General features: G+C 71.3%; 17 protein-coding genes and 4 pseudogenes. 6 read left to right on the top strand and 15 right to left on the bottom strand.

Going from position 1 to position 20,703, the window contains the following annotated elements; translation table 11 throughout:
• Nucleotides 1–40 precede the first annotated feature (40 nt).
• The 7 genes and pseudogenes from KSF81_RS07970 to KSF81_RS29280 form a co-directional block, all read right to left on the bottom strand.
• A pseudogene (locus KSF81_RS07970) lies at nt 41–830 on the bottom strand (amino acid ABC transporter ATP-binding protein).
• A gap of 84 nt (nt 831–914) precedes the next feature.
• On the bottom strand, nt 915–2,048 hold the full coding sequence (locus KSF81_RS07965; RefSeq protein ID WP_217378523.1) for an amino acid ABC transporter permease: 1,134 nt from the start codon (nt 2,046–2,048) through the stop codon (nt 915–917).
• 86 nt (nt 2,049–2,134) lie between these two features.
• Nucleotides 2,135–3,337 carry an amino acid ABC transporter permease gene (locus tag KSF81_RS07960; RefSeq protein ID WP_217378522.1) on the bottom strand — a complete coding sequence of 401 codons (1,203 nt, stop codon included), beginning with the start codon at nt 3,335–3,337 and terminating at the stop codon, nt 2,135–2,137.
• Between the two features lie 99 nt (nt 3,338–3,436).
• Nucleotides 3,437–4,492, bottom strand: a complete 1,056-nt coding sequence (locus tag KSF81_RS07955; protein WP_217378521.1) for an amino acid ABC transporter substrate-binding protein — start codon at nt 4,490–4,492, stop codon at nt 3,437–3,439.
• A 251-nt stretch (nt 4,493–4,743) separates the two neighbouring features.
• Nucleotides 4,744–5,367 carry a histidine kinase dimerization/phospho-acceptor domain-containing protein gene (locus KSF81_RS07950; protein WP_217378520.1) on the bottom strand — a complete coding sequence of 208 codons (624 nt, stop codon included), beginning with the start codon at nt 5,365–5,367 and terminating at the stop codon, nt 4,744–4,746.
• A 122-nt stretch (nt 5,368–5,489) separates the two neighbouring features.
• Entirely contained in the window at nt 5,490–5,726 is a 237-nt protein-coding gene (locus tag KSF81_RS29285) for a penicillin-binding transpeptidase domain-containing protein (protein ID WP_254453934.1), read from the bottom strand.
• Between the two features lie 338 nt (nt 5,727–6,064).
• Nucleotides 6,065–7,036: pseudogene (locus KSF81_RS29280) on the bottom strand (transglycosylase domain-containing protein); the annotation flags it as partial.
• Between the two features lie 645 nt (nt 7,037–7,681).
• Here KSF81_RS29280 and KSF81_RS07940 point away from each other — a divergent pair.
• A complete protein-coding gene (locus KSF81_RS07940; RefSeq protein WP_217378519.1) occupies nt 7,682–9,247 on the top strand; it encodes a sensor histidine kinase in 1,566 nt (521 codons plus the stop codon).
• Nucleotides 9,248–9,272: 25 nt separating this feature from the next.
• On the opposite strand, the gene ptsP is transcribed toward KSF81_RS07940, so the two are convergent.
• The 5 genes and pseudogenes from ptsP to KSF81_RS07915 form a co-directional block, all read right to left on the bottom strand.
• Nucleotides 9,273–11,147: a phosphoenolpyruvate--protein phosphotransferase gene (ptsP, locus tag KSF81_RS07935; RefSeq protein ID WP_217378518.1), complete on the bottom strand. Its 1,875-nt coding sequence runs from the start codon at nt 11,145–11,147 to the stop codon at nt 9,273–9,275.
• Nucleotides 11,137–11,448 carry an HPr family phosphocarrier protein gene (locus KSF81_RS07930; RefSeq protein ID WP_217381608.1) on the bottom strand — a complete coding sequence of 104 codons (312 nt, stop codon included), beginning with the start codon at nt 11,446–11,448 and terminating at the stop codon, nt 11,137–11,139. Before KSF81_RS07930 ends, ptsP begins: the two co-directional genes overlap by 11 nt.
• Before the next feature lie 132 nt (nt 11,449–11,580).
• A pseudogene (locus KSF81_RS07925) lies at nt 11,581–11,974 on the bottom strand (PTS sugar transporter subunit IIA); the annotation flags it as partial.
• The gene (gene rapZ / locus KSF81_RS07920) at nt 11,971–12,957 is read right to left on the bottom strand and encodes an RNase adapter RapZ (protein WP_254453414.1); all 987 of its coding nucleotides are present in this window, start codon (nt 12,955–12,957) and stop codon (nt 11,971–11,973) included. The gene rapZ and the pseudogene KSF81_RS07925, both read right to left, overlap by 4 nt.
• Before the next feature lie 44 nt (nt 12,958–13,001).
• A complete protein-coding gene (locus KSF81_RS07915) occupies nt 13,002–13,454 on the bottom strand; it encodes an HPr kinase/phosphorylase (RefSeq protein WP_217378516.1) in 453 nt (150 codons plus the stop codon).
• 29 nt (nt 13,455–13,483) lie between these two features.
• Between KSF81_RS07915 and KSF81_RS07910 the strand changes: the two are divergent.
• Nucleotides 13,484–14,392, top strand: a pseudogene (locus tag KSF81_RS07910) (serine/threonine dehydratase); the annotation flags it as partial.
• Between the two features lie 120 nt (nt 14,393–14,512).
• Here KSF81_RS07910 and KSF81_RS07905 read toward each other — a convergent pair.
• Complete coding sequence (locus tag KSF81_RS07905) at nt 14,513–15,316, bottom strand: undecaprenyl-diphosphate phosphatase (protein WP_217378515.1); 804 nt, start codon at nt 15,314–15,316, stop codon at nt 14,513–14,515.
• Nucleotides 15,317–15,379: 63 nt separating this feature from the next.
• The gene (locus KSF81_RS07900; protein WP_217378514.1) at nt 15,380–16,468 is read right to left on the bottom strand and encodes a TRAP transporter substrate-binding protein; all 1,089 of its coding nucleotides are present in this window, start codon (nt 16,466–16,468) and stop codon (nt 15,380–15,382) included.
• 75 nt (nt 16,469–16,543) lie between these two features.
• On the opposite strand from KSF81_RS07900, the gene KSF81_RS07895 reads away from it, so the two are divergent.
• The 3 genes from KSF81_RS07895 (at nt 16,544) to KSF81_RS07885 (ending at nt 17,754) form a co-directional block, all read left to right on the top strand.
• Nucleotides 16,544–16,951, top strand: coding sequence for a DUF1275 family protein (locus tag KSF81_RS07895; RefSeq protein WP_217378513.1), 408 nt, complete (start codon nt 16,544–16,546; stop codon nt 16,949–16,951).
• Nucleotides 16,945–17,226 carry a DUF1275 family protein gene (locus KSF81_RS07890; protein WP_217378512.1) on the top strand — a complete coding sequence of 94 codons (282 nt, stop codon included), beginning with the start codon at nt 16,945–16,947 and terminating at the stop codon, nt 17,224–17,226. Before KSF81_RS07895 ends, KSF81_RS07890 begins: the two co-directional genes overlap by 7 nt.
• A gap of 168 nt (nt 17,227–17,394) precedes the next feature.
• The gene (locus tag KSF81_RS07885) at nt 17,395–17,754 is read left to right on the top strand and encodes a hypothetical protein (RefSeq protein ID WP_217378511.1); all 360 of its coding nucleotides are present in this window, start codon (nt 17,395–17,397) and stop codon (nt 17,752–17,754) included.
• Nucleotides 17,755–17,864: 110 nt separating this feature from the next.
• Here the strand turns inward: KSF81_RS07885 and ahcY are convergent, their stop codons facing one another.
• Complete coding sequence (gene ahcY, locus KSF81_RS07880; protein ID WP_217378510.1) at nt 17,865–19,268, bottom strand: adenosylhomocysteinase; 1,404 nt, start codon at nt 19,266–19,268, stop codon at nt 17,865–17,867.
• 221 nt (nt 19,269–19,489) lie between these two features.
• On the opposite strand from ahcY, the gene KSF81_RS07875 reads away from it, so the two are divergent.
• Complete coding sequence (locus tag KSF81_RS07875) at nt 19,490–20,701, top strand: sorbosone dehydrogenase family protein (protein ID WP_217378509.1); 1,212 nt, start codon at nt 19,490–19,492, stop codon at nt 20,699–20,701.
• Nucleotides 20,702–20,703: the final 2 nt, after the last annotated feature.

Here is a 20,703-nt window from a genome sequence, read left to right as displayed (position 1 = left end):
AGGCATAGGCGCCTGCCCGGCCCCTGGCAAGGCGCCTGCCTCAATGCCCCCTGAGGATCTGGCTGAGGAACAGCCTGAGCCGGTCGGTCTGCGGGTTCTCGAAGACCTGGGCGGGGGGCGCCGGATTCCACGATCTCGCCGCGGTCCATGAACACCACGCGGTCGGCGACCTGGCGGGCGAAGCCCATCTCATGGGTGACGCAGATCATGGTCATGCCGTCCTCCGCGAGCGAGACCATGGTGTCCAGCACCTCCTTGATCATCTCGGGGTCGAGGGCGCTGGTGGGCTCGTCGAAAAGCATGATCTTGGGCTTCATGCAGAGCGCGCGGGCGATCGCCACGCGCTGCTGCTGCCCGCCCGAGAGCTGGCCGGGGTATTTCTTCGCCTGTTCCGGGATGCGGACGCGCTCCAGATACTGCATGGCCAGCGCCTCGGCCTCGCCCTTGGGCATGCGGCGCACCCAGATGGGGGCGAGGGTGCAATTCTCCAGCACGGTGAGGTGCGGGAAGAGGTTGAAGCTCTGGAACACCATGCCGACCTCGCGGCGGATGGCATCCAGCGCGCGGAGATCGTCCGACAGCTCGATATTGTCCACCAGGATGCGGCCTTCCTGGTGCGTCTCCAGCCGGTTGATGCAGCGGATCATGGTGGATTTGCCGGAGCCCGAGGGGCCGCAGACCACCACCCTTTCGCCCAGCGCCACGGAAAGCGAGACGTCGCGCAGCACATGCAGCGCGCCGAACCACTTGTTGACCTTGTCCAGCAGGATGGCGGGCGGCGCATCGGTGCGGGCGGCGGAGGCGATCTGCTGGTCGAGGGTTTCGCTCATCGGTGTCAGTCCTTTCCGGAGCGTGAATCTGCTCTGCAAACAAGCAAGGGCATTCGCCGCGAGCCCTGGCTCGCGGCGAATGCCCTATCGCCGGCGGTGGCGGTTCAGCTCCGCCTCCAGCGACTGGCTGTATTTCGACATGGCGAAGCAGAAGACGAAGTAGATGGCGCCGACCGTGACATAGACCTCGACGCCGAAACCCTGCCAGGCCGGCTCGATGATCGCGGTCTTGCCGGCGGTCAGCAGGTCGAAGATGCCGATGATCAGCACCAGCGAGGTGTCCTTGAAGAAGCCGATGAAGGTGTTCACCAGCGGCGGGATCACCAGGCGCAGCGCCTGCGGCAGGATGATGAAGCCGGTCTTCTGCCAGTAGCTCAGGCCGAGCGCCTCGGCCGCCTCGTACTGGCCCTTGTCCAGCGCCTGCAACCCGCCGCGCACCACCTCCGCCAGATAGGCGCCGGCGAAGAGGATGATGGCGATCTGGGCGCGCAGCAGCTTGTCGATGTTCATCCCCTCGGGGAGGAACAGCGGGAACATCACGCTCGCCATGAAGAGCAGGCTGATCAGCGGCACGCCGCGGATGAGCTCGACATAGAGCACGCAAAGCGCCTTGATCGCCGGCAACCTGGACCGCCGCCCGAGCGCCACCAGAATCGCCAGCGGGAAGGCGAAGGCCAGGCCGAAGGTCGCCAGGATCAGCGTGATCGGCAGCCCGCCCCAGCGCTCCTGCGGGACATAGGGCAGGCCGAGGACGCCGCCCCACATCAGCACGCCGATCAGGGCCAGCACCGCCACCCAGATCAGCGCCAGTTCCTTGCGCCAGAAGCGGCGCATGGCGGAGACGACATAGAGGCCGACGAAGAGCAGCACGCAGAGCGCCGGCCGCCAATGCTCATCGTAGGGATAGGTGCCGAACAGGATGAAGCGGTGCTTCTCGGCGATCACCGCCCAGCAGGCGCCGGTGCCCTTGAGGTCGCGGCAGGCCTGGGTCTGGTTCTCCGGCACCCACCAGATGGCGTTGACGATACCCCATTCGACGAAGCCCGCCACCCAGCGGATCACGAGATAGAGCAGCACCAGCGTCACCGCGCTGGAGAGCCAGGAGGAGAACAGGTTGGCCCGCAGCCAGCCGGCCAGCCCCACCTGGCTGAGCGGCGCCGAGCGCGACACCGCTTCCGGGCTATGGGCGGCGGCGGTGGTCAGGGTGAGGTCACTCATCGGTCAGCGCTCCACCAGCGCGATCCGCGCCACGTAGCTGGCCCTCGGGCCAGCGAAGCCGGATAATGGCAATGCACGCATCGCCGTCACCTCTCCACCAGCGCGATGCGCGCATTGTACCAGTTCATGAACAGGCTGATGGACAGGCTGATCGTCAGGTAGACCAGCATGATGATGGCGATGCCCTCGATCGCCTGGCCGGTCTGGTTCAGGGTGGTATTGGCGATCGAGACGATGTCCTGGTAGCCGATCGCCACCGCCAGCGAGGAATTCTTGGTGATGTTGAGGTACTGGCTGGTCATCGGCGGGATGATGACGCGCAGGGCCTGCGGCAGGACGATCAGCTTCAGCACCATCTTCGGCCTGAGGCCCAGCGCCTGCGCCGCCTCCCACTGGCCATGCGGCACCGCCAGGATGCCGGCACGGACGATCTCGGCGATGAAGCCCGCGGTATAGAGCACCAGGCCCAGCAGCAGCGCGAAATATTCCGGGCTCATGTTAGCGCCGCCCCGGAAGTTGAAGCCGCGCAGCGCCGGCCAGTCCACCACCCAGGGCGCGCCGAGCGCGTACCAGACCGCCAGCGGCAGCGCCACGATCAGCCCGAGCGCCACCGGCCAGACCCGGCGCGGCTGGCCATCCTGCATGCGCCGGGCGATCGCCACCCGCCGCCAGGCCAGGGTGCCGATGATGCCGAGGATCAGCGCCAGCAGCGCCCAGCCATGCGCCGCCTGCCATTCGATCCAGGGCAGCTTCAGCCCGCGATTGGAAAGGAAGACGCCCGGCGCCGGGTTCAGCGCCTGGCGCGGCCCGGGCAGGCCCTGCAGGATCGCGTACCAGAGCAGCAATTGCAGCAGCAGCGGCAGGTCGCGGATCGCCTCGATATAGATCCCGGCCAGCTTGGAGAGCAGCCAGTTCCGCGACAGCCGGGCGATGCCCATCAGGGTGCCGAGGATGGTCGCCAGGATGATGCCGACCACCGACACCTTCAGCGTGTTCAGCAGCCCGACCACCAGCGCCCGCAGATAGGTATCGGCCGGGCTGTAGTCGATCACGCTCTCGGCGATCGGCAGCCCGGCCTCGCGGTTCAGGAAGCCGAAGCCGGTGGCGATCCGCCGGACCTCGAGGTTGTGGACCGTATTGCTCCAGAGCCACCAGACGATGCTGCCGACGATGCCGACCACCAGGATCTGCCAGAAGATGCCGCGCACCCGTTCATCCGACCAGGACAGGCGCAATGGCCGCCGCGGCGGGGCCCGGAGCGAACGGGGGTCGATGGTGGCCTCGGACATGCGGTGGGTCTCTCGTCCTCTGCCCGGCGGGCGGTCAGCAGCCAAGGCGAAGCAATGGAAGCAAATGCGGGGCCAGGCAGGCCCGGCCCCGCCTCCGGATCAGCGGAAGGGCGGCGAGTATTGCAGCCCGCCCGCGTTCCAGAGCGCATTCTGCCCGCGCTGGATGCCGAGGGGCGCAAGGTGGCGCTGAAAGATCTCGCCATAGTTGCCGGTGGCTTTCAGCACATTCACCGCCCAGGCATTGTCGAGGCCGAGCATCTGCCCGAGCTCGCCGTTGCGGCCGAGCATGCGCTGCACTTCCGGCCGCGGGTCATTGGCCATCTGTCCCACATTGGCCTGGGTGATGCCGAATTCCTCGGCGGAGAGCAGCAGGAAGTGCACCCAGCGCACCACATCGGCGAAGCGCGCATCGCCCTGCCGCACCAGCGGGGCCAGCGGCTCCTTGCTGATGACATCCGGCAGGATGGTGTGCTCGGCCGGGCGCGGCTGCGCCGAGCGGGTCGAGGCCAGGCCGGAGATGTCGGTGGTATAGGCGTCGCAGCGGCCGGCGATATAGGCGCCCACCACCTCCTCCAGCCGCTCGATCACCACCGGGGTGAAGCGAACGCGGTTGGACCGCGCCCAGTCGGTGAGGTTCTGCTCGGTGGTGGTGCCGGGCTGCACGCAGATGGTGGCGCCGTCCAGTTCCTTCGCGCTTTTCAGGCCGAGGCTGGTCTTCACCATGAAGCCCTGGCCGTCGTAGAAATTGGTCGCCGCGAAGTCGAAGCCGAGGCTGGTGTCGCGCGAGAGCGTCCAGGTGGTGTTGCGGGCCAGCAGGTCCACCTCGCCCGATTGCAGGGCGGTGAAGCGGCTCTGCGCCGTGGTCGGCACGTAGCGCACCTTGCTGGCATCGCCGAAGATGGCGGCGGCGACGGCGCGGCAATATTCCACATCGAAGCCGCGCCAGACCCCCTGGCTGTCCGGCTGGGCGAAGCCGGCCAGGCCGGTCGTCACGCCGCAGATCAGCGTGCCGCGGCTGCGGATCGCCTCGGAGGTGCCGGAGGCCGGCGCCTGCTGCGCCTGCGCCGCAACCGGCAGGGCCAACGGGAGGGCCAGGGCCAGACCCAGTGTCGCCACACCCAAGGCACGCGCGAACAAAAGCCCGAAGGGCTGCATCAGTAGCGTCTCCCGTTATCGTCCCGCCCCGGAAGGGGGCGGTGTCCCCGTGATTCTTGTCCGGCAAATGCTGCGCCAGGGCGAGCCCCGGATCAATCCGAGACTGCGGCCCCCTCCCGGCGCCCCGGCCGCGGATGCCCGGCCCCGGTGGTTCGATCCTGACGCCTGGTACCCAGGCGTCAGGCGAATCGGCCCACCAAACCAAGGCTAGCGGCGCAAGTCCAACGGTCCTTTCCGTTGGACTTGCATCGCTAGGTTGCGGTTGCCTCCATCCGTGGCAGGGCAAGGCGCAGCGCCGCGGCCTCCTCCGTCGCCACGCCGCCGGCGGCCGCGGCCATGGCGCGCAGCCCGGCCAGTGCCGGCAGGTCGAGCCCGGCCGGCCAGCCGAGGGCGAGTTCCACCAGGTCCGGCCCGCTGCCGGCGCCTGGCCGGTTCGCCACCGCCAGGGACAGGCTGCCGCCGCGCGGCAACACCTCCGCGGCCTCCCGCACCAGGGCGATCAGCGCCTCATCCAGCGCGATGTGGTCGAGCCGCACCGACCAGACATCCGCCGGAACCTCGACCGTGAGCGCGCCAGGCGCCGGCAGCAGCACGGTCAGCAGCGGCTGCAGCGAGGCAAGGGCCTTCGCCAGCTTCACCTCAGTCGCCCCGGCAACTGGCCGGCGGGCCAGGTCGAGCAGCGAGCGGGTGGAGGCTTCGAACCGCTTCGCCGCCGCCTGGATCCGGTCGAGCTGCCGCTGCGGCGCCCCCTCGGCGGCAGTGCGCTTCAGCATCTCGAGATTGGCGAAGATCACGGTCAGCAGGTTGTTGATCTCGTGCTGCACCGGCCGGGCGAGCCTGGCCAGGGTTGCCAGGCGCGCGGCCTGCCGCCGCATTGCTGCTTCCTCCGCCGTCATGCGTGGTTCGTCCTGCCCGGTCCCGTCCTCGTCATGTAACGCCTGCGTGCGGTCTTGGCACCAGGGACGGGATGAGATTTCTGCCCTGGGGCCGCGCCGGCCTACGGCACCGCCTCGGCGATCTCGCGGAACAGCCGGGCCGGCAGGGTGCCGCCGCGGACATCGTCCATCGGCCGGGCATCGTCATTGCCGAGCCAGATGCCGATGACCAGCGGGCCCAGCATTCCAACAAACCAGGCGTCCCGGAAATCCTGGGTGGTGCCGGTCTTGCCGGCCACGGCACGGCCCGGCACCGCGGCGGCGCGGCCGGTGCCGTGGGAGACCACCGCCTCCAGCATCCGGCGCAGCGCCGCCGCATGCCCGGCCGCCACCACCCGCGGCGGCATGACGATGCGGACCGGCGGCAGGTTGCGGCCCCCCCGCCTGGGCGGCGGCGATGCCGAAGGGCTCCACCCTCAAGCCGCCATTGGCGATGGCGGCATAGGCGGCGGCGAGGTCGAGCAGCGTCACCTCCCCGGTGCCGAGCGCCAGGGAGGCGTCGTTCGGGAATCGCCCCTCGATGCCGAGCCGCCGCGCCATCTCGGCCGCCGCCCGCGCCCCCCCCGCCGCGCAGCAGCACCCGCACGGCGGCGGTGTTCACGCTCTGCGCCAGCGCCTCCTCCAGGGTGATCTCGCCCCGCGCCCGCCAGGTGCCATTGCCGGGGGACCAGCCGCCGAGGCTGAGCGGCCCGTCCGCCACCGTGTCATCCGGCCTGAGCCCGTGCTCCAGCGCCGCCAGGAAGACGATGGGCTTGAAGGCGGAACCCGGCTGGCGGCGGGCGCTGGTGGCGCGGTTGAACTGGCTGCCGCGGTAGTCCCGCCCGCCGGCCATGGCGCGCACCGCGCCGGAGGCCGCCTCCAGCACCACCACGGCGCCCTGGCTGACGCCGGCCCGCGCCCCCGGCCCGGCCAGCAGCGCCTCCAGCCGCGCCTCCACCGCCGCTTGCAGCCGGCGGTCGAGGGTGGCGCGCAGCACCAGGTCGGCATTGCCGGGAAAGCTCGCGGCCAGACCCTCCAGCGCCCAGTCGGCGAACCAGCCGGCCTGGCGGGAGGGCGGGCTCGGCGTGCGCATCCGCGCGGCCTCCGCCTGCGCCTGCTCGCGCGTCAGCGCCCCGGCCTCGGCCATCGCTTCCAGCACCTCCGCCGCGCGGGACATGGCGAGGTCCGGCGAGGCGCGGGGATTGAGGCGCGACGGCGCCTTGGGCAGCCCGGCCAGCATCGCCGCCTGGCCGAGCGTCACGCGCCGCGCCGGCACGCCGAAGAACAGCCGGGCGGCCGCATCCACCCCGAAGGCGCCGGCGCCGAGATAGACCCGGTTGAGGTAGATCTCCAGCAACTGCGCCTTGCTGAAGCGGTGCTCCAGCCACAGCGCCAGCAGCGCCTCCTGCACCTTGCGGCGGGCATTGCGCTCCGGCGTCAGGAACAGGTTCTTGGCCAATTGCTGGGTCAGGGTGGAGCCGCCCTGCACCACCTCCCCGGCCCGCCAGTTCGCCCAGGCGGCACGGGCGATGCCTATCGGGTCCAGGCCGAAATGCCGGTGGAAGCGGCGGTCCTCCACCGCCAGCAGGGCGGCGGGGAGATAAGGCGGCAGGTCACGCAGCCGCACCATCTCGCCATAGAGGTCGCCCTGGTTGGCCAGCATGGTGCCATCGGCGGCGAGCAGCGTCACCGAGGGCCGCCGCGTGGCCGCCAGCGCCGCCTCGGGCCGCGGCATGTCCCAGGTGAAGAACAGCAGGCCGAGCGCCAGCGCGATGCCACCCCAGACCGACAGCGCCACCAGCCAGCGGACCAGCCGCCGCCAGCCGCCGCGGCGTGGCGGCCGGGCGGGGAGCGGGCGGGGGGTGGCGGGAGAGGCGGCGCGCGGCGCCGGGGCCGCGGGCGGGGGAGCCACGCGGCGGCGCACACGTCCGGCCGGGGCCTGTGGCATCTGGGCCGCAGGATAGCCTGCGATCGCCCCGGGTGGAAACACCCAGGACGTGAATCGCCGGCTCAGCAAAACAGCCCGCGATCGGCCTGGGTGGGAACACCCAGGACGTGAATCGCCGGCTCAGCAAAACAGCCCGCGATGGGCCTGGGTGGGAACACCCGGGGCGTGAATTGCTTGGCCGGGCAATCCAGCACCTCCCGCGGCCCGCAAGGGGGCTCCCGCCATGGTGGTGCTTCTGGCAAGCTCTCGCGCGGGCTGGCGACAGCAGGAAACCCGCGCGACCCAACCCGCATGGCGCGCCTGCAAGATAGGGAGTGGACCCGCTGCATGTGCGACGCGCCAGACTCTCCCTCGCCGGATTCCCCCCCGTCCGACCCCGGCCATGCCGATGCGGCGGAGGCCGCCCGGCTCGCGGCGTTGCAGCGCTACCAGGTGCTCGACACGCCCACGGAGCCGGCCTTCGACCGCCTGGCGGCGCTGGCCCGGGATCTCCTGCAAGCCCCCATTGGCTTGGTGTCGCTGATCGACGGCACCAGGCAATGGTTCAAGGCGCGGATCGGGTTGGAACTGCGCGAGACACAGCGCGACTGGGCCTTCTGCGACCATACCATCCGCGGCCCCGCCGGGGCGGTGATGGTCGTGCCGGATGCGGCGGCCGACCCGCGTTTCGCCGCGAGCCCCCTCGTCACCCAGCCCCCCCATCTGCGCTTCTATGCCGGGGCGCCGCTGGTGGCGCCGGGGGGGCTGAAGATCGGCACGATCAGCGTGGCATCGCGGGGGCCGCGCCCGGCCGGGCTTTCGAAGGCGCAATGCCGCTGGCTGGCCGCCCTCGCCGACCTGGCCATGGATGAGCTGGGATTGCGGGCGCAGTCGCGCCTGGCACGGGAAGCCGCGGCGCAGGCCAGCCTCGCCTGGCAGGCCGAATCGCGGCTGCGCCGGGCGCAGGAGGCGGCGGGGGTGGTGGCCTTCGAATTGGGTGCTGCCGGCGCGAATGAGGCCGGCGCCGCGCTGCGCGCGCTCTATGGCCTGCCGGCCGAGGGCCGGATCGACTTCACCGCGATGCTCGCGGCGGTGCATCCCGAGGACCGCGCCTTCCTGACCGCGGAACGGGCCCGGCTGGCGACCGGGGGCGGCGGCTTCCGGCACGAATACCGCGTCATCCACCCGGATGGCCGCACCCGCTGGCTGCAGACCCGCGGCGAGGCCGAGCCGGGCCCGGCCGGCGGGCCGCCGGGCCGCATCGCCGGCATCGTGATGGATGTGACGGACCGCAAGGAGGCGGAGCAGCGCCAAGCCCTGCTGGCCCGCGAGGTGGACCACCGGGCCAAGAACATGCTCGCGGTGGTGCAGGCGGCGCTGCGGCTGACCCAGGCCGGCGACCTGCCCTCCTTCGTGGCCGCGGTGGAGGGGCGGATCGCGGCGCTGGCGCGGGCGCAGACGCTGCTGACCGAAAGCGGCTGGGTGGGCGCCGACCTGCGCGCCGTGGCCGCCGGCGAGCTGGCGCCTTACGTCACCGCCGCGGGCGAGCCGCGGGCGCGGCTGGACGGCCCGCCCGTGGCACTGGCGCCGCATGCGGCACAGCCCCTGTCGATGGCGCTGCACGAGCTGGCCACCAATGCGGCGCGGCACGGTGCGCTTTCCGCCGGGGGCGGCCGGGTTTCCGTCACCTGGGGCTTCGATCCGGCAGGCACGGCGCTGTGGCTGCGCTGGGCCGAGAGCGGCGGGCCACCCCTGGCCGGGCCGCCGGCGCGGCGCGGCTTCGGCACCCGGATGCTGGAGCGCACGGTCAGGAACCAGCTCGGCGGCTCGCTGGAGATCGGCTGGGTTCGCTCGGGCCTGGTCTGCGACATCCGCGCGCCGCTCGCCCGCGTGCTGGCGGGCGCCAGGGCCTGACCGCCGCCGGCCGGAACCCCGGGCGTCAGGCCCGCTCGCTCACCCCTTCGGCGAAGCCCATCACCAATCCATGGATCCTCGCCGGGTCCGACTGCTCCATCACCCGTCGGGCGAAGCGCGCGCAATCGGCGATATCGAGCGCCCGCACCGCCTGCTTCACCCGCGGGATGGCGCTGGCATTCATGCTGAGGCTGCGGATGCCGAGGCCCAGCAGCAGCGGCACCAGCCGCGGGTTGCCCGCCATCTCGCCGCAGACGCTGACCGGCATGCGCAGCCTGAGCGCGGCTTCGGTCGCGAATTGCATCAGCCGCAGCACCGCCGGGTGAAGTGGATCATACAGATGACTGACCTCAGCCTCGGCCCGGTCCACCGCCAGGGTATACATGGCCAGGTCATTGGTGCCGATGGCGAAGAAATCCGCCTCCAGCGCGATGGCATCCGCCGCCAGCGCGGCGCCCGGCGTCTCGATCATGACGCCGAGATCGGGCAGCGCCTCGGGCAGCCTCTCGCCCCGCCGGCGCAGCCGCCGCGCGACCCTCTCATAGATCTCCCGCGCCTGCTTCACCTCGGAGGGGTTGGTGACCAGCGGCAGCAGGATGCGGACATTGCCGCGCTCGGCGACCCGCAGGATGGCGGCGAATTGCGCCTCCAGCAGTTCCGGCCGCTTCAGCAGCAGGCGCAGGCCGCGCAGCCCCAGCGCCGGGTTCGGCCCGCCATGGGTGGGGGCGATGCCGGAAGCATGGGCCTCCATGTCCTTCTCGCCGCCCCAGTCGAGCACGCGGATGGTGACGGGATCCTCGCCCATCGCCTCCACCACCTCGCCATAGGCGGCGAGCTGCGCCTCCTCGTCCGGCAGGTCCTCGCGGTTCATGAACAGGAATTCGGTGCGCAGCAGGCCGATGCCCTGGGCGCCGGCCTGGGCGATGAGCGGCAATTCGGCGGGAATTTCCAGATTGGCCATCAGCTCCACCGGCTCGCCATCCGTGGTGACGGCGGGCAGGCGGCGGAGCTTGCCCAATTTCGTGCGCTCGCGCGCGAAGGCAGCCAGCGCCTCCCGCCCGCGTTCCAGCGCCGCCGGGCCGGGGCGCAGCACGATGGTGCCGGCGCTGCCATCCAGCACCGCCTGGTCGCCCCGCGCCACGCTTTCGGAGAGGCCGCTGGCGCCGAGCACGGAGGGAATGCCGAGCGCGCGGAGCATGATGGCGGTATGGCCATCGGCGCCGCCCTCGTCGGTCGCCACGCCGGCGATGCGGGCGGGGTCGAGCAGGGCGGCATCGGCGGGGGTGAGTTCCTCGGCCACCAGGATCGCCCCCTCCGGCACGCCCTTCAGGCTGCGGAAGGGGGTGGCGGTGAGGTTCCGCGTGAGGCGGCGGGCGATCTCCCGCACTTCCTGGGCGCGGCGGTAGAGCCCGGCCTTGTCGTCGTCCTTGGCGGCCAGGATGGCGGCGGCGATCGCCTCCGCCTCATCCAGCACGGCGGTCTCGGCGGAGAGCAGCTCGCCCTCGATCCGCTTGCGGGCGCCGCGCAGCAGCCGGGAATTGCCCAGCATCAGCACATAGGCATCGAGCAGCGGCGCCAGCTCCTCCTGCGCCTCCTCGGGCAGGACCAGGAGCCGGGTCTTCAGCTTGCCGAGTTGCTTGCGGGACAGCGCGACGGAATCGGCCAGGCGCCCCTTCTCGGCCTCCGCCTGCTCGGGCGGCACGGTCCGGCGCGGCGCCTCGGCCGGGATTTCGGTGGTGTCGTAGACCGGGCCGATGGCGATGCCGGGGGCCACCGGAATGCCGCGGATCACCTGTTCCCGCACCTTGCTGCGAACGGGGACGCGGCGGGTGGCCTCGGCGGCGGCGGCCCGGTCGGCGCTCCGTTCGGCGCCCTTGGCTTCGAGCTTCTCAGTCTTCATGGAAGCCGGCCTCGACCAGGCCGGCGACCGCATCAAGCGCTTCCTTGGCGTCCCAGCCCTCGGCCTCGATGACGATCTCGCTGCCCGGCCCAGCGCCCAGCATCATCAGCCCCATGATGGAGCAGGCCGGCACCGTCTGGCCGTCGCGGGAGACGCTGAGGCAGGCGGAATAGCGCTCCGCCAGCGTCACCAGCTTGGCCGCGGCGCGGGCATGCAGGCCGCGCGAGTTCCTGATCCTGATGGTTTGCCGCAGCACCATGCCGGAGGGATCACAGCCGCAACCGTTGCCGGCGGTCCCCATGGCGCTGCTTCCTGGAATGCTCATTTCGCGTTGCCCCCCCGGCTCCTCATTGGCCGCAGTGTCGTTGCGTATCCCGTCGCCGGCCGCCGTGCCGCCGGCCGTCCGGTCGCCGCCATTCGGCCTTGCGGCACCGTTCGGAATGTCGCTGGCGGCGGCAATGTATTTGCGCCCGGCCGCGGCGGCATGGTCCACCGCCTCGGCCAGCGGCTCGGAGGAGCGGATCTTCGCCATCTTGACCAGCAGCGGCAGGTTCACCCCGGCGATGACGTCGACCGTCTTCCGGTCGGCCAGCGAGACCGCCAGGTTGCAGGGCGTGCCCCCCCAGGATGTCGGTCAGCACCACGACGCCGTCGCCCTGGTCGACCGCGGCGATGCTTTCGCGGATCTCCTGCCGGCGGCCCTCCATGTCGTCATCGGGGCCGATGCAGACGGTCGCAACCGCGCGTTGCGGACCCACGACATGTTCCATGGCGAGGCGAAGCTCCTCAGCCAGCCGGCCGTGGGTCACAAGAACGAGTCCGATCATGGGATGCGCGACAGGGCCTCCAGACCCTCAGGCTTGCCAGTATGGGTGGTGACAGGCTGGGCGGCTGCAGGACAGGTGCCGGGGCCCTGGCTGCGGCCCTCGGCATCCGGACCGCCAGGGTCCGACGGCAGGTCACGTTCGGAGCCGAGTTCCCGATGGGTCACATCCGCACGCCAGCCCAGTTGCCGAAGATGGTTCGCCAGACGCTCCGCCACAAGGACCGATCTGTGCCGTCCCCCCGTGCACCCTAACGCGACCGTGAGGTACTTCTTGCCCTCTGCCACGTAGCGGGGCAAGAGCGGATCGAGGAAGCCGGTCAACCGGGTCCAGAACCCCGCGAATCCGGGGTCCGCCTCCACATGGGCGGCCACCGCCGGGTCCTGCCCGGTCAGGGGCTTCAGCACCGGGTCGTAATGCGGGTTGCGCAGGAAGCGCACGTCGAAGACCAGGTCCGCCTCGCGCGGCAGGCCGCGCGGGAAGGCGAAGCTCTGCACCAGGATGGAGAGGCCGGGCGCCCCTTCCGGCCGGAAATGCCCCTCGATCATGCGGCGCAGCGCCGGCAGCGGCAGGTCGGAGGTGTCGATCAGCAGGTCCGCCGCCACCGCCAGCGGCTCCAGCAGCGCCCGCTCCCGCCGGATGCCATCGGCCACGCGGTTGCCGAGCGAGCCGCCGGGGGCCAGCGGGTGGCGCCGGCGGGTCTCGGTGAAGCGGCGCAGCAGCACCGGCTCCTCGGCCGAGGCATAGACCAGCGAGACGGCGATCTCGGGGCGGCGCCGCAGCCGGGCCAGGGTGGCGAGCGCCTGTTCCGGGTCGAAGCCGCGGGTCCGGGTATCGATGCCGGCGGCGAGCGGCAGTGTACCGTCGCCCACCAGCTCCTCCAGCACGCCGAGCGGCGGGTTGTCCACGGTCTCGAAGCCGAGATCCTCCAGCACCCGCAGGATCGAGGCCTTGCCGGCGCCGGAGAGGCCGGTGACCAGCACCATGGGCCGGGGCGGCTGTCGGGCGGGGCCAGGTCGGGGCGGCGGCGTCATGGCGCGAAGGCCCCGGCGCGCTGGCTGGCCCGGCCAGTCACCGCATCGAGGGCGAGGCCGAGCTTGGCCGGGGTGGCGGCATCGAAGGCATGCAGCACCACCGCCGGAAGGGCGATGCCGGCACAGGACCAGGTCGCGGGTTGCGGCAGGCGAGGCACGGCGGCGCGATCCTCCAGATGGACGACAAGGCGAAGGGTGGGCACCGGCGCTGCCACCGGCAGGCCGGCGAAGATGCCAAGGCCGCGGACCTCCAGCAGGCCGAGCAGGGCCGCCGGCGCCTCGGCGCGAAGCGACCCTTCCTCGGCCTGTAGCCGGACTTGGTCATCCGCCACCAGCCGCCAGCCCTGCTGCATCAGCCGCAGCACGAGATCGGACTTACCCGCTCCGGGCGGACCCAGGAACAGCACGGCATCCGCCCCGCGGGCGGCAGAGCTGGCATGGATCAACATTCCGGCTGCAACCGCAAAGGCGGCGAACCATGGCAGAATCCCCGCGGCCTTCCAAGAGACCGGCGGTTGCACCGCCCGGCGCCGCGTGCGACCTCGGGCCGGCCATGCATGAACCCGAGCCCCTGCCCGTCACCCGCGCCGACATCAGCGCCGCCGCGGCCCGCATCGCGCCGCATGTCCGGCGGACGCCGCTGCTGCGGCTGGCCGGCGCCGATCTCGGCCTCGGCCATGACGTTGTTTTGAAGCTGGAACTTCTCCAGGCCGCCGGCAGCTTCAAGCCGCGCGGCGCCTTCAACCGCATGCTCGCGGTGCCCTTGCCGGCGGCGGGGGTCATCGCCGCCTCGGGCGGCAACCATGGTGCCGCGGTGGCCTATGCGGCACGGGCGCTCCGGGTGCCAGCGGAGATCTTCGTGCCGGAGATCACCGGGGCGGCGAAGCGGGCGCGGATCGAGGCCTATGGCGCCCGGCTGGTGGTGGGCGGCGCCGCCTATGACGAGGCCCGCCAGGCCAGCGAGGCCCGCGCCGCCGAGACCGGCGCCGCCCTGGTGCATGCCTATGACCAGCCCGAGGTGCTGGCGGGCCAGGGCACGGTGGCCCTGGGATTCGCGGCCGATGCGCCGGACCTCACGCATCTGCTGGTGGCAACGGGCGGCGGCGGGCTGATCGGCGGCATCGCCGCCTGGCATGCCGGCGGCGGGACGCAGGTGGTCAGCGTGGAGCCGGAAGGTTGCCCGGCGCTTGCCACCGCGCTGCGCGAGGGCAGGCCGGTGCCGGCGCCGGTCGGCGGGCTGGCGGCGGACAGCCTCGGCGCGCGGCAGGTGGGGGCGCTGATGTTCCAGGTGGCGCGCCGGCATGTGGCGGCGGCGGTGCTGGTGCCGGATGCGGCCATCCGCGCCGCCCAGCGCCTGCTGTGGGAGGCCGCCCGGCTGGTGGCCGAGCCCGGCGGCGCAACGGCGCTGGCGGCGCTGCTCTCGGGCGTCTGGGCGCCGCCGCCGGGGGGCGCGGGTCGGCGTGCTGGTCTGCGGCGGCAATTGCGATCCGGGGAGCGTGGCGGCGGCCTAATGCAGCGTCAGCCAGGCCAGCATCAGCACGCCGAGCCCGATCCGATACCAGCCGAAGGGGGTGAAGCCGATGCGGCCGATCACCGCCAGCACCGCCCGCACCGTGAGCAGCGCCACCAGGAAGGCGGCCGCGAAACCCAGCGCGATCTGCCCGAGCCCCGCCCATTCCAGCTCCGCCCGCGCCTTGAACAGGCTGTAGGCGGTGGCCGCCAGCATGGTCGGGATGGCCAGGACGAAGCTGAATTCCGCCGCCACCCGCCGGTCCACGCCGAGCAGCAGCGCGGTGATGATGGTGGCGCCGGAGCGTGAGGTGCCGGGGATCATCGCCAGGGCTTGGCCGAAGCCGACCAGCAGCGCCGTCAGCGGGCCGATCTCCGGCACCGAATGGATGGTGGGGGCGGGCCGCAGCCGCTCGATCGCGATGATCGCCACGCCGCCCAGGATCAGCGCGATGCAGACGACCCAGGGGTTGAACAGCAGCTCGGTGATCGGCTTGTGCAGGGTGGCGCCGAGCACCATGGCGGGCAGGAAGGCCAGCGCCAGGTTGCTGACATAGAAGCGCTCCCGCCCCGGGCGCCACAGGCCGCGCGCCAGGTCCAGCAGCAGGTGCCGGTAGATCCAGACCACGGCGAGGATGGCGCCGAGCTGGATGGAGATCTCGAAGGCCTTGCCCGGCGGGCCGCGGAAGCCGATCAGCTCCCCCAGCAGGATCAGGTGGCCGGTGGAGGAGATCGGCAGGAATTCGGTCAGGCCCTCCACCACACCCATGAGAAGCGCGGAGAGCAAGGCGGCAAGGTCCATGGAGGGGGGCAACTCCGGTATGGCGGGGCCGGCTATAACGCCCTCCCCGCCATCCGGCCACCGTCAGCGTGCCTGGGCGGCCGCCGGGAAGGCGAAATTGTCGAAGCTGCTCTCGGCAACGCGGAACCACTGGTATTCCTCGTCGCGATAGGCGCGGTAGGCGGTCCAGATCTTCTTGAAGCGCTCGTTGCGGCTGGACATCTCGTCGTAGAGGCCATGCGCCTCGCGCCAGGCGGCCTGCATGATGTCGCGCGGCCAGAAGCGGAGCTGCGCGCCGGCCGCCACCAGGCGGCGCAGCGCCTGCGGGTTCAGGTGGTCGTAGCGGGCCAGCATATCGCTGTTCGCCTCGCCGCAGGCCACTTCGAGGGCGGCCTTGTAGGCGGCGGGCAGCGCCTCGAAGGCGCGCTGGCCGAGGATGAGGTGCAGATGCGCCCCGGCCTCCCAGAAGCCCGGCGCATAGTAATTGCGGGCGACGCGGACGAAGCCGAGCTTCTCGTCGTCATGCGGGCCGACGAATTCCACCGCATCCAGCGTGCCGCGCTCCAGCGACGGGTAGATATCGGCAGCGGCGATCTGGGTCGGCACGGCGCCGAGGCGCTGGAAGACCTCGCCGGCCAGGCCGGCGATGCGGAATTTCAGGCCCTTGAGGTCGTCCAGGCTTTTGATCTCGTTGCGGAACCAGCCGCCCATCTGGGCGCCGGTATCGCCGGCCGGGAAGCCCACGATGTTGTAGTCCCGGAACAGCTCCGCCGCCAGTTCGTTGCCGCCGCCATACTGCATCCAGGCCAGGTTCTGCCGGGCATTCAGCCCGAAGGGCATGGCAGTGAAGAAGGCGAAGGAGGGATCCTTGCCGGTGTAGTAATAGACCGGAGTATGCCCACCCTCCAGCGTGCCGCCCTGCACGGCATCCAGCACCTGGAAGCCGGGGACGATCTCGCCGGCCGGGAAGAAGCGGATCTGGAAGCGGTTGTCGGTCAGCGCCGCGACCCGCTTCGCGATATTCTCGCCGGTGCCGAACAACACATCGAGGTTGCGCGGAAAGGCCGAGGAGATGCGCCACCGCACCTCCGGGTTCGATTGCGCGAGGGCGGGCGTGGCGAGGGCGGCCGGCGTGGCGGCGGCCGCGGCGCCCAGCAGGGCACGACGGTTCATGGCGGTGTCTCCCCGAAGGAGACGCGCATCTAATCCAGGCAGCGCAACGAGGGAAGCCCGGGATGGGGGAAGTGGATGGCAGAGCAGGCGGGCACCGGGCGCGGCGAGGGCGGGGGCGGAGCCGGGGCCCAATGGGTGGCGGTGCCGCTGGTGGTCCTGGCCGGCTGCGTCGACGGCATCGGCTGGCTCCGCCTGCACGAGCTCTTCGTCAGCTTCATGAGCGGCACCAGCACCCTGCTCGGCCTCGCCCTGGCCGGGCATCAGACGGGGCGGGCGGAGGAGCTGGCCGCGGTGGTGGGGCTTTTCGCGGCGGGGGCGGTGGCGGGCGCCACGCTCGGCCTGCTGGCGGGGCGATGGCACAGCGCCGCGGTCCTCGGCATGGTGGCGGTGCTGCTGCATGCGGCGCTGCTGCTGCCGGGCGGGGGGGGCCTTCGGAACTGCCACCGGCCGCCTTCGCCATGGTGCCGGCGATGGGCATGCTGAACACGGCCCTGCCGGGGGTGGGGGGCATCACCTTCGTCACCGGCACGCTGACCCGCACCGGCCAGGCGCTGGTGGCGGCGCTGGCGGGCCGTGGTCCACGCTGGGCCTGGGTGCCGCAGCTTGCGGCCTGGACGGCGCTGACCGCCGGCGCGGGCCTCGGTGGGGTGCTTGAGGTGCAATTCGGCCATGCCGCGCTGATGTTTCCCGCCACGGGAGCGCTGCTGGCCGCGCTGCTGGCGGCCATCGCAGCCACGCGGCCCGCTGGGCCGGGCTGACCCGGCTTCGCCCGGGGGCGGGCCGGGACTGCGTGGCTACGGGCCTTGCCGGTGCGTGCCACCGCCCCGATCTGCAAGGCCGTGGCGGAGCGCATGGACGGCTGCCGTTCAGCGAATCCGGCCGGAGCCCGGCTCCGGCAGCCGGGACCGGATCAGGGAGCCGTTCGCGTGACACATGAATATGACGACCCCATCAGCAACGAGAAGCTCGATTCGGCGGCAAGGCTCGCGCTGCGCTGGCGGTCCGAGACGCCTTCCGCCGAGCTGGAAGACCTCGCGGCGAGCGCCGTCCTGAAGGCTTTCTGCACCTGCGCCACCGTTGCCGAGGATGCGGTCGAGCAGCATCTGTCCGAGATGCATTCGGCGCTGATCGCGGAGGTGCTGCGGCGGGCGCGCATGATCCTGGAAGGGCAGGCCGGGGGCGCCCCGGCGGCGGATGCGGTGGACATGGCATCCGAGCAATCCTTCCCTGCCAGCGACCCGCCCAGCTGGATCTGGCGTGGGCGGACCGGGCAGAACCCCCAATAGCGGGGTGAAGACTGGGGCGGCCCGCCGAAGGGAAGGGCGGGCCGGCATCGTGGATAGGGAGGCAGGCCACACCGCGGCGGCAGCCCAGCCGCCGCGGTGCGAAAGGAGGCTCAGTACCGGTACTGCTCGGCCTTGAACGGCCCCTGCTGGTCCACGCCGATATAGCTGGACTGCTGCGCGGTCAGCTTGGTCAGCCTGGCGCCCACCTTCTCCAGGTGCAGCGCCGCCACCTTCTCGTCCAGGTGCTTCGGCAGCACATAGACCTTCTTCTCGTACTTGCCGGGATTCGCCCAGAGTTCGATCTGCGCCAGGGTCTGGTTGGTGAAGCTGGCGGACATCACGAAGCTCGGGTGGCCCGTGGCATTGCCGAGATTCACCAGGCGGCCCTCGGAGAGCAGGATGATCCGCTTGCCATCGGGGAATTCCACCTCGTCCACCTGCGGCTTCACGTTGTGCCACTTGTGGTTCTTCAGCGCGGCCACCTGGATCTCGCTGTCGAAATGGCCGATGTTGCAGACGATGGCGCGGTGCTTCATGGCCCGCATGTGGTCCATGGTGATCACGTCCACATTGCCGGTCGCGGTGACGAAGATGTCGGCGCGCGGCGCGGCATCCTCCATGGTCACCACCTCATAGCCCTCCATCGCGGCCTGGAGCGCGCAGATCGGGTCGACCTCGCTCACCATCACGCGGCAACCGGCGTTGCGCAGGCTGGCGGCGCTGCCCTTGCCGACATCGCCGAAGCCCGCGACCATGGCGATCTTGCCCGCCATCATCACGTCGGTGCCGCGGCGGATGCCGTCCACCAGGGATTCGCGGCAGCCATAGAGGTTGTCGAATTTGCTCTTGGTGACGCTGTCATTGACGTTGATGGCGGGGAATAGGAGCTTACCCTCCCTCGCCATCTGATACAGGCGGTGCACGCCCGTCGTCGTCTCCTCCGACACGCCCTTGATGCTGGCGGCGAGGCGCGCGAACCAGCCCTTCTTCGTCTTCAGGCAATCCTTGATGAGGGCGAAGAAGACCTCCTCCTCCTCATTGGTCGGCTTGTCGAGGAAGCCGGTGTCGCCCTGCTCGGCGCGCAGTCCGTAATGGACCAGCAGCGTCATGTCGCCGCCATCGTCCAGGATCATGTTCGGCTCGCCACCGTCGCTCCATTCCAGGGTCCGCTGCACGTAGTCCCAATATTCCGGCAGCGTCTCGCCCTTCACGGCAAAGACCGGCGTGCCGGTGGCGGCGATGGCGGCCGCGGCATGGTCCTGGGTCGAGAAGATGTTGCAGCTGCTCCAGCGGACATCGGCGCCGAGCGCCTTCAGCGTCTCGATCAGCACCGCGGTCTGGATGGTCATGTGCAGGCAGCCGGCGATGCGGGCGCCCTTCAGCGGCTGGCTCGGCCCGTATTCGCGGCGCACCGCCATCAGGCCGGGCATCTCGTCCTCGGCCATGGCGATCTCCTTGCGGCCCCAATCGGCCAAAGAGAGATCCTTCACCTTGTGGTCGGCGGTAGCGGCCATGTCTGTCGGTTCCTGCAGATGCGTGGCGGCGGCCCTAGCACGGGGCAGCCCGGCTGGCCAGGGGGATGGGCCATTCATAAGGATATCTTTATGTGAGACGGCAGGTCGCCGGAGCCGTTCCCGGCCTTGTAGTTCCGGCGGCCTTGCAGCGGGAGCGGGCGCCCCCATACCCTATCCTCTGCAAGGGCGCCGCCGAATGGCGCCTGCGGGAGGGAATTTCCATGATGCGCACATGCCTGGCTCTCGGGCTCACGGCGGTCCTGGCGCTGCCTGCCATGGCCCAGCAAGCGGCCACGCCACCGGCGCCCAGTTGGGCGCAAGGCCGCCCGGATGGCATGGCCGCCTCCCCCCTCGCCCCGCATGCGCCGCGGATGACGGTGACGGCGCCGGACCAGGTGCCGGTCGCCGCGCTGCGGGTGCCGCAGGGCTTCAAGGTGGAGCTCTGGGCATCCGGCGCGCCCGGCGCCCGCATGATGGCGGAGGGGCCGAACGGCACCGTCTTCGTCGGCACCCGCACCATCGGCCGGGTCTATGCCGTCACCGACCAGGGCGGCCAGCGCCAGGTGCGGACCATCGCGCAGCGGCTGAACCAGCCGAACGGCGTCGCGGTGCGGGATGGCAACCTCTATGTCGTCGCGATCAACCGGGTGCTGCGCTACGACGGCATCGAGGGCAAGCTCGACGCCCCCGGCGAGCCGGCGGACCTGACCCAGGCCTTCGCCCTGTCGCCCGAGGAGCACCATGGCTGGAAGTTCCTGGCCTTCGGGCCGGACGGGCGGCTCTACATGAACCGGGGCGTGCCCTGCAATGTCTGCGAGTTCGACCGTGACCGCTTCGCCCTGATCCTCTCCTTCAACCCGGACGGCTCCGGCCAAAGGATCGAGGCCAAGGGCGTCCGCAACAGCATGGGCTTCGACTGGCACCCGCAGACACGCGAGCTCTGGGCCACCAACAATGGCCGCGACTGGGCCGGCAACGACACGCCGGAGGACACGCTGCTCCGCATCCGCCGCCCCGGCGAGGACCACGGCTTTCCCTATTGCGCCGCCAATTGGCAGGACCCCTTCATGCAGCCGGGCCGCCCCTGCTCCGAATTCGTCGCGCCGGCCGCCCTGCTGGGGCCGCATACCGCCTCGCTGGGGATGCGCTTCTATACCGGCACCGCCTTCCCGGAGGCCTATCGCAACCAGATCTTCATTGCCCGCCGCGGCTCCTGGAACCGTGAGCAGCTCTCCGGCTATGACGTGGTGGTGGCGAAGCTGGACGCGCAGGGCAATGTCACCGGCATCGAGCCCTTCCTGACCGGGCTCCGCGACGAGGCGAACAACCGCTTCCTCGGCCGCCCGGTGGATGTGCTGGTGCGGCGTGACGGCTCGCTGCTGGTCTCGGACGAGCAGAACGGCGCCATCTACCGGATCACCCACGGCCAGTGAGG

The organism is Siccirubricoccus sp. G192 (genome assembly GCF_019084075.1).
Taxonomy (GTDB): domain Bacteria; phylum Pseudomonadota; class Alphaproteobacteria; order Acetobacterales; family Acetobacteraceae; genus G192.
The sequence above is the reverse complement of the archived record's forward strand: the minus strand, read 5'-3'. Positions and strand labels throughout refer to the sequence as shown.

What these genes read in the sequence shown, in the direction of transcription:
- KSF81_RS07965 (WP_217378523.1), bottom strand. Translation starts at nt 2,048, where the DNA reads ATGAGTGACCTCACCCTGACCACCGCCGCCGCCCATAGCCCGGAAGCG.
- KSF81_RS07960 (WP_217378522.1), bottom strand. Translation starts at nt 3,337, where the DNA reads ATGTCCGAGGCCACCATCGACCCCCGTTCGCTCCGGGCCCCGCCGCGG.
- KSF81_RS07955 (WP_217378521.1), bottom strand. Translation starts at nt 4,492, where the DNA reads ATGCAGCCCTTCGGGCTTTTGTTCGCGCGTGCCTTGGGTGTGGCGACA.
- KSF81_RS07950 (WP_217378520.1), bottom strand. Translation starts at nt 5,367, where the DNA reads ATGCGGCGGCAGGCCGCGCGCCTGGCAACCCTGGCCAGGCTCGCCCGG.
- KSF81_RS29285 (WP_254453934.1), bottom strand. Translation starts at nt 5,726, where the DNA reads ATGCTGGAGGCGGTGGTCTCCCACGGCACCGGCCGCGCCGCCGCGGTG.
- KSF81_RS07940 (WP_217378519.1), top strand. Translation starts at nt 7,682, where the DNA reads ATGTGCGACGCGCCAGACTCTCCCTCGCCGGATTCCCCCCCGTCCGAC.
- ptsP (WP_217378518.1), bottom strand. Translation starts at nt 11,147, where the DNA reads ATGAAGACTGAGAAGCTCGAAGCCAAGGGCGCCGAACGGAGCGCCGAC.
- KSF81_RS07930 (WP_217381608.1), bottom strand. Translation starts at nt 11,448, where the DNA reads ATGGGGACCGCCGGCAACGGTTGCGGCTGTGATCCCTCCGGCATGGTG.
- rapZ (WP_254453414.1), bottom strand. Translation starts at nt 12,957, where the DNA reads ATGGTGCTGGTCACCGGCCTCTCCGGCGCCGGCAAGGCCTCGATCCTG.
- KSF81_RS07915 (WP_217378516.1), bottom strand. Translation starts at nt 13,454, where the DNA reads ATGTTGATCCATGCCAGCTCTGCCGCCCGCGGGGCGGATGCCGTGCTG.
- KSF81_RS07905 (WP_217378515.1), bottom strand. Translation starts at nt 15,316, where the DNA reads ATGGACCTTGCCGCCTTGCTCTCCGCGCTTCTCATGGGTGTGGTGGAG.
- KSF81_RS07900 (WP_217378514.1), bottom strand. Translation starts at nt 16,468, where the DNA reads ATGAACCGTCGTGCCCTGCTGGGCGCCGCGGCCGCCGCCACGCCGGCC.
- KSF81_RS07895 (WP_217378513.1), top strand. Translation starts at nt 16,544, where the DNA reads ATGGCAGAGCAGGCGGGCACCGGGCGCGGCGAGGGCGGGGGCGGAGCC.
- KSF81_RS07890 (WP_217378512.1), top strand. Translation starts at nt 16,945, where the DNA reads ATGCTGAACACGGCCCTGCCGGGGGTGGGGGGCATCACCTTCGTCACC.
- ahcY (WP_217378510.1), bottom strand. Translation starts at nt 19,268, where the DNA reads ATGGCCGCTACCGCCGACCACAAGGTGAAGGATCTCTCTTTGGCCGAT.
- KSF81_RS07875 (WP_217378509.1), top strand. Translation starts at nt 19,490, where the DNA reads ATGATGCGCACATGCCTGGCTCTCGGGCTCACGGCGGTCCTGGCGCTG.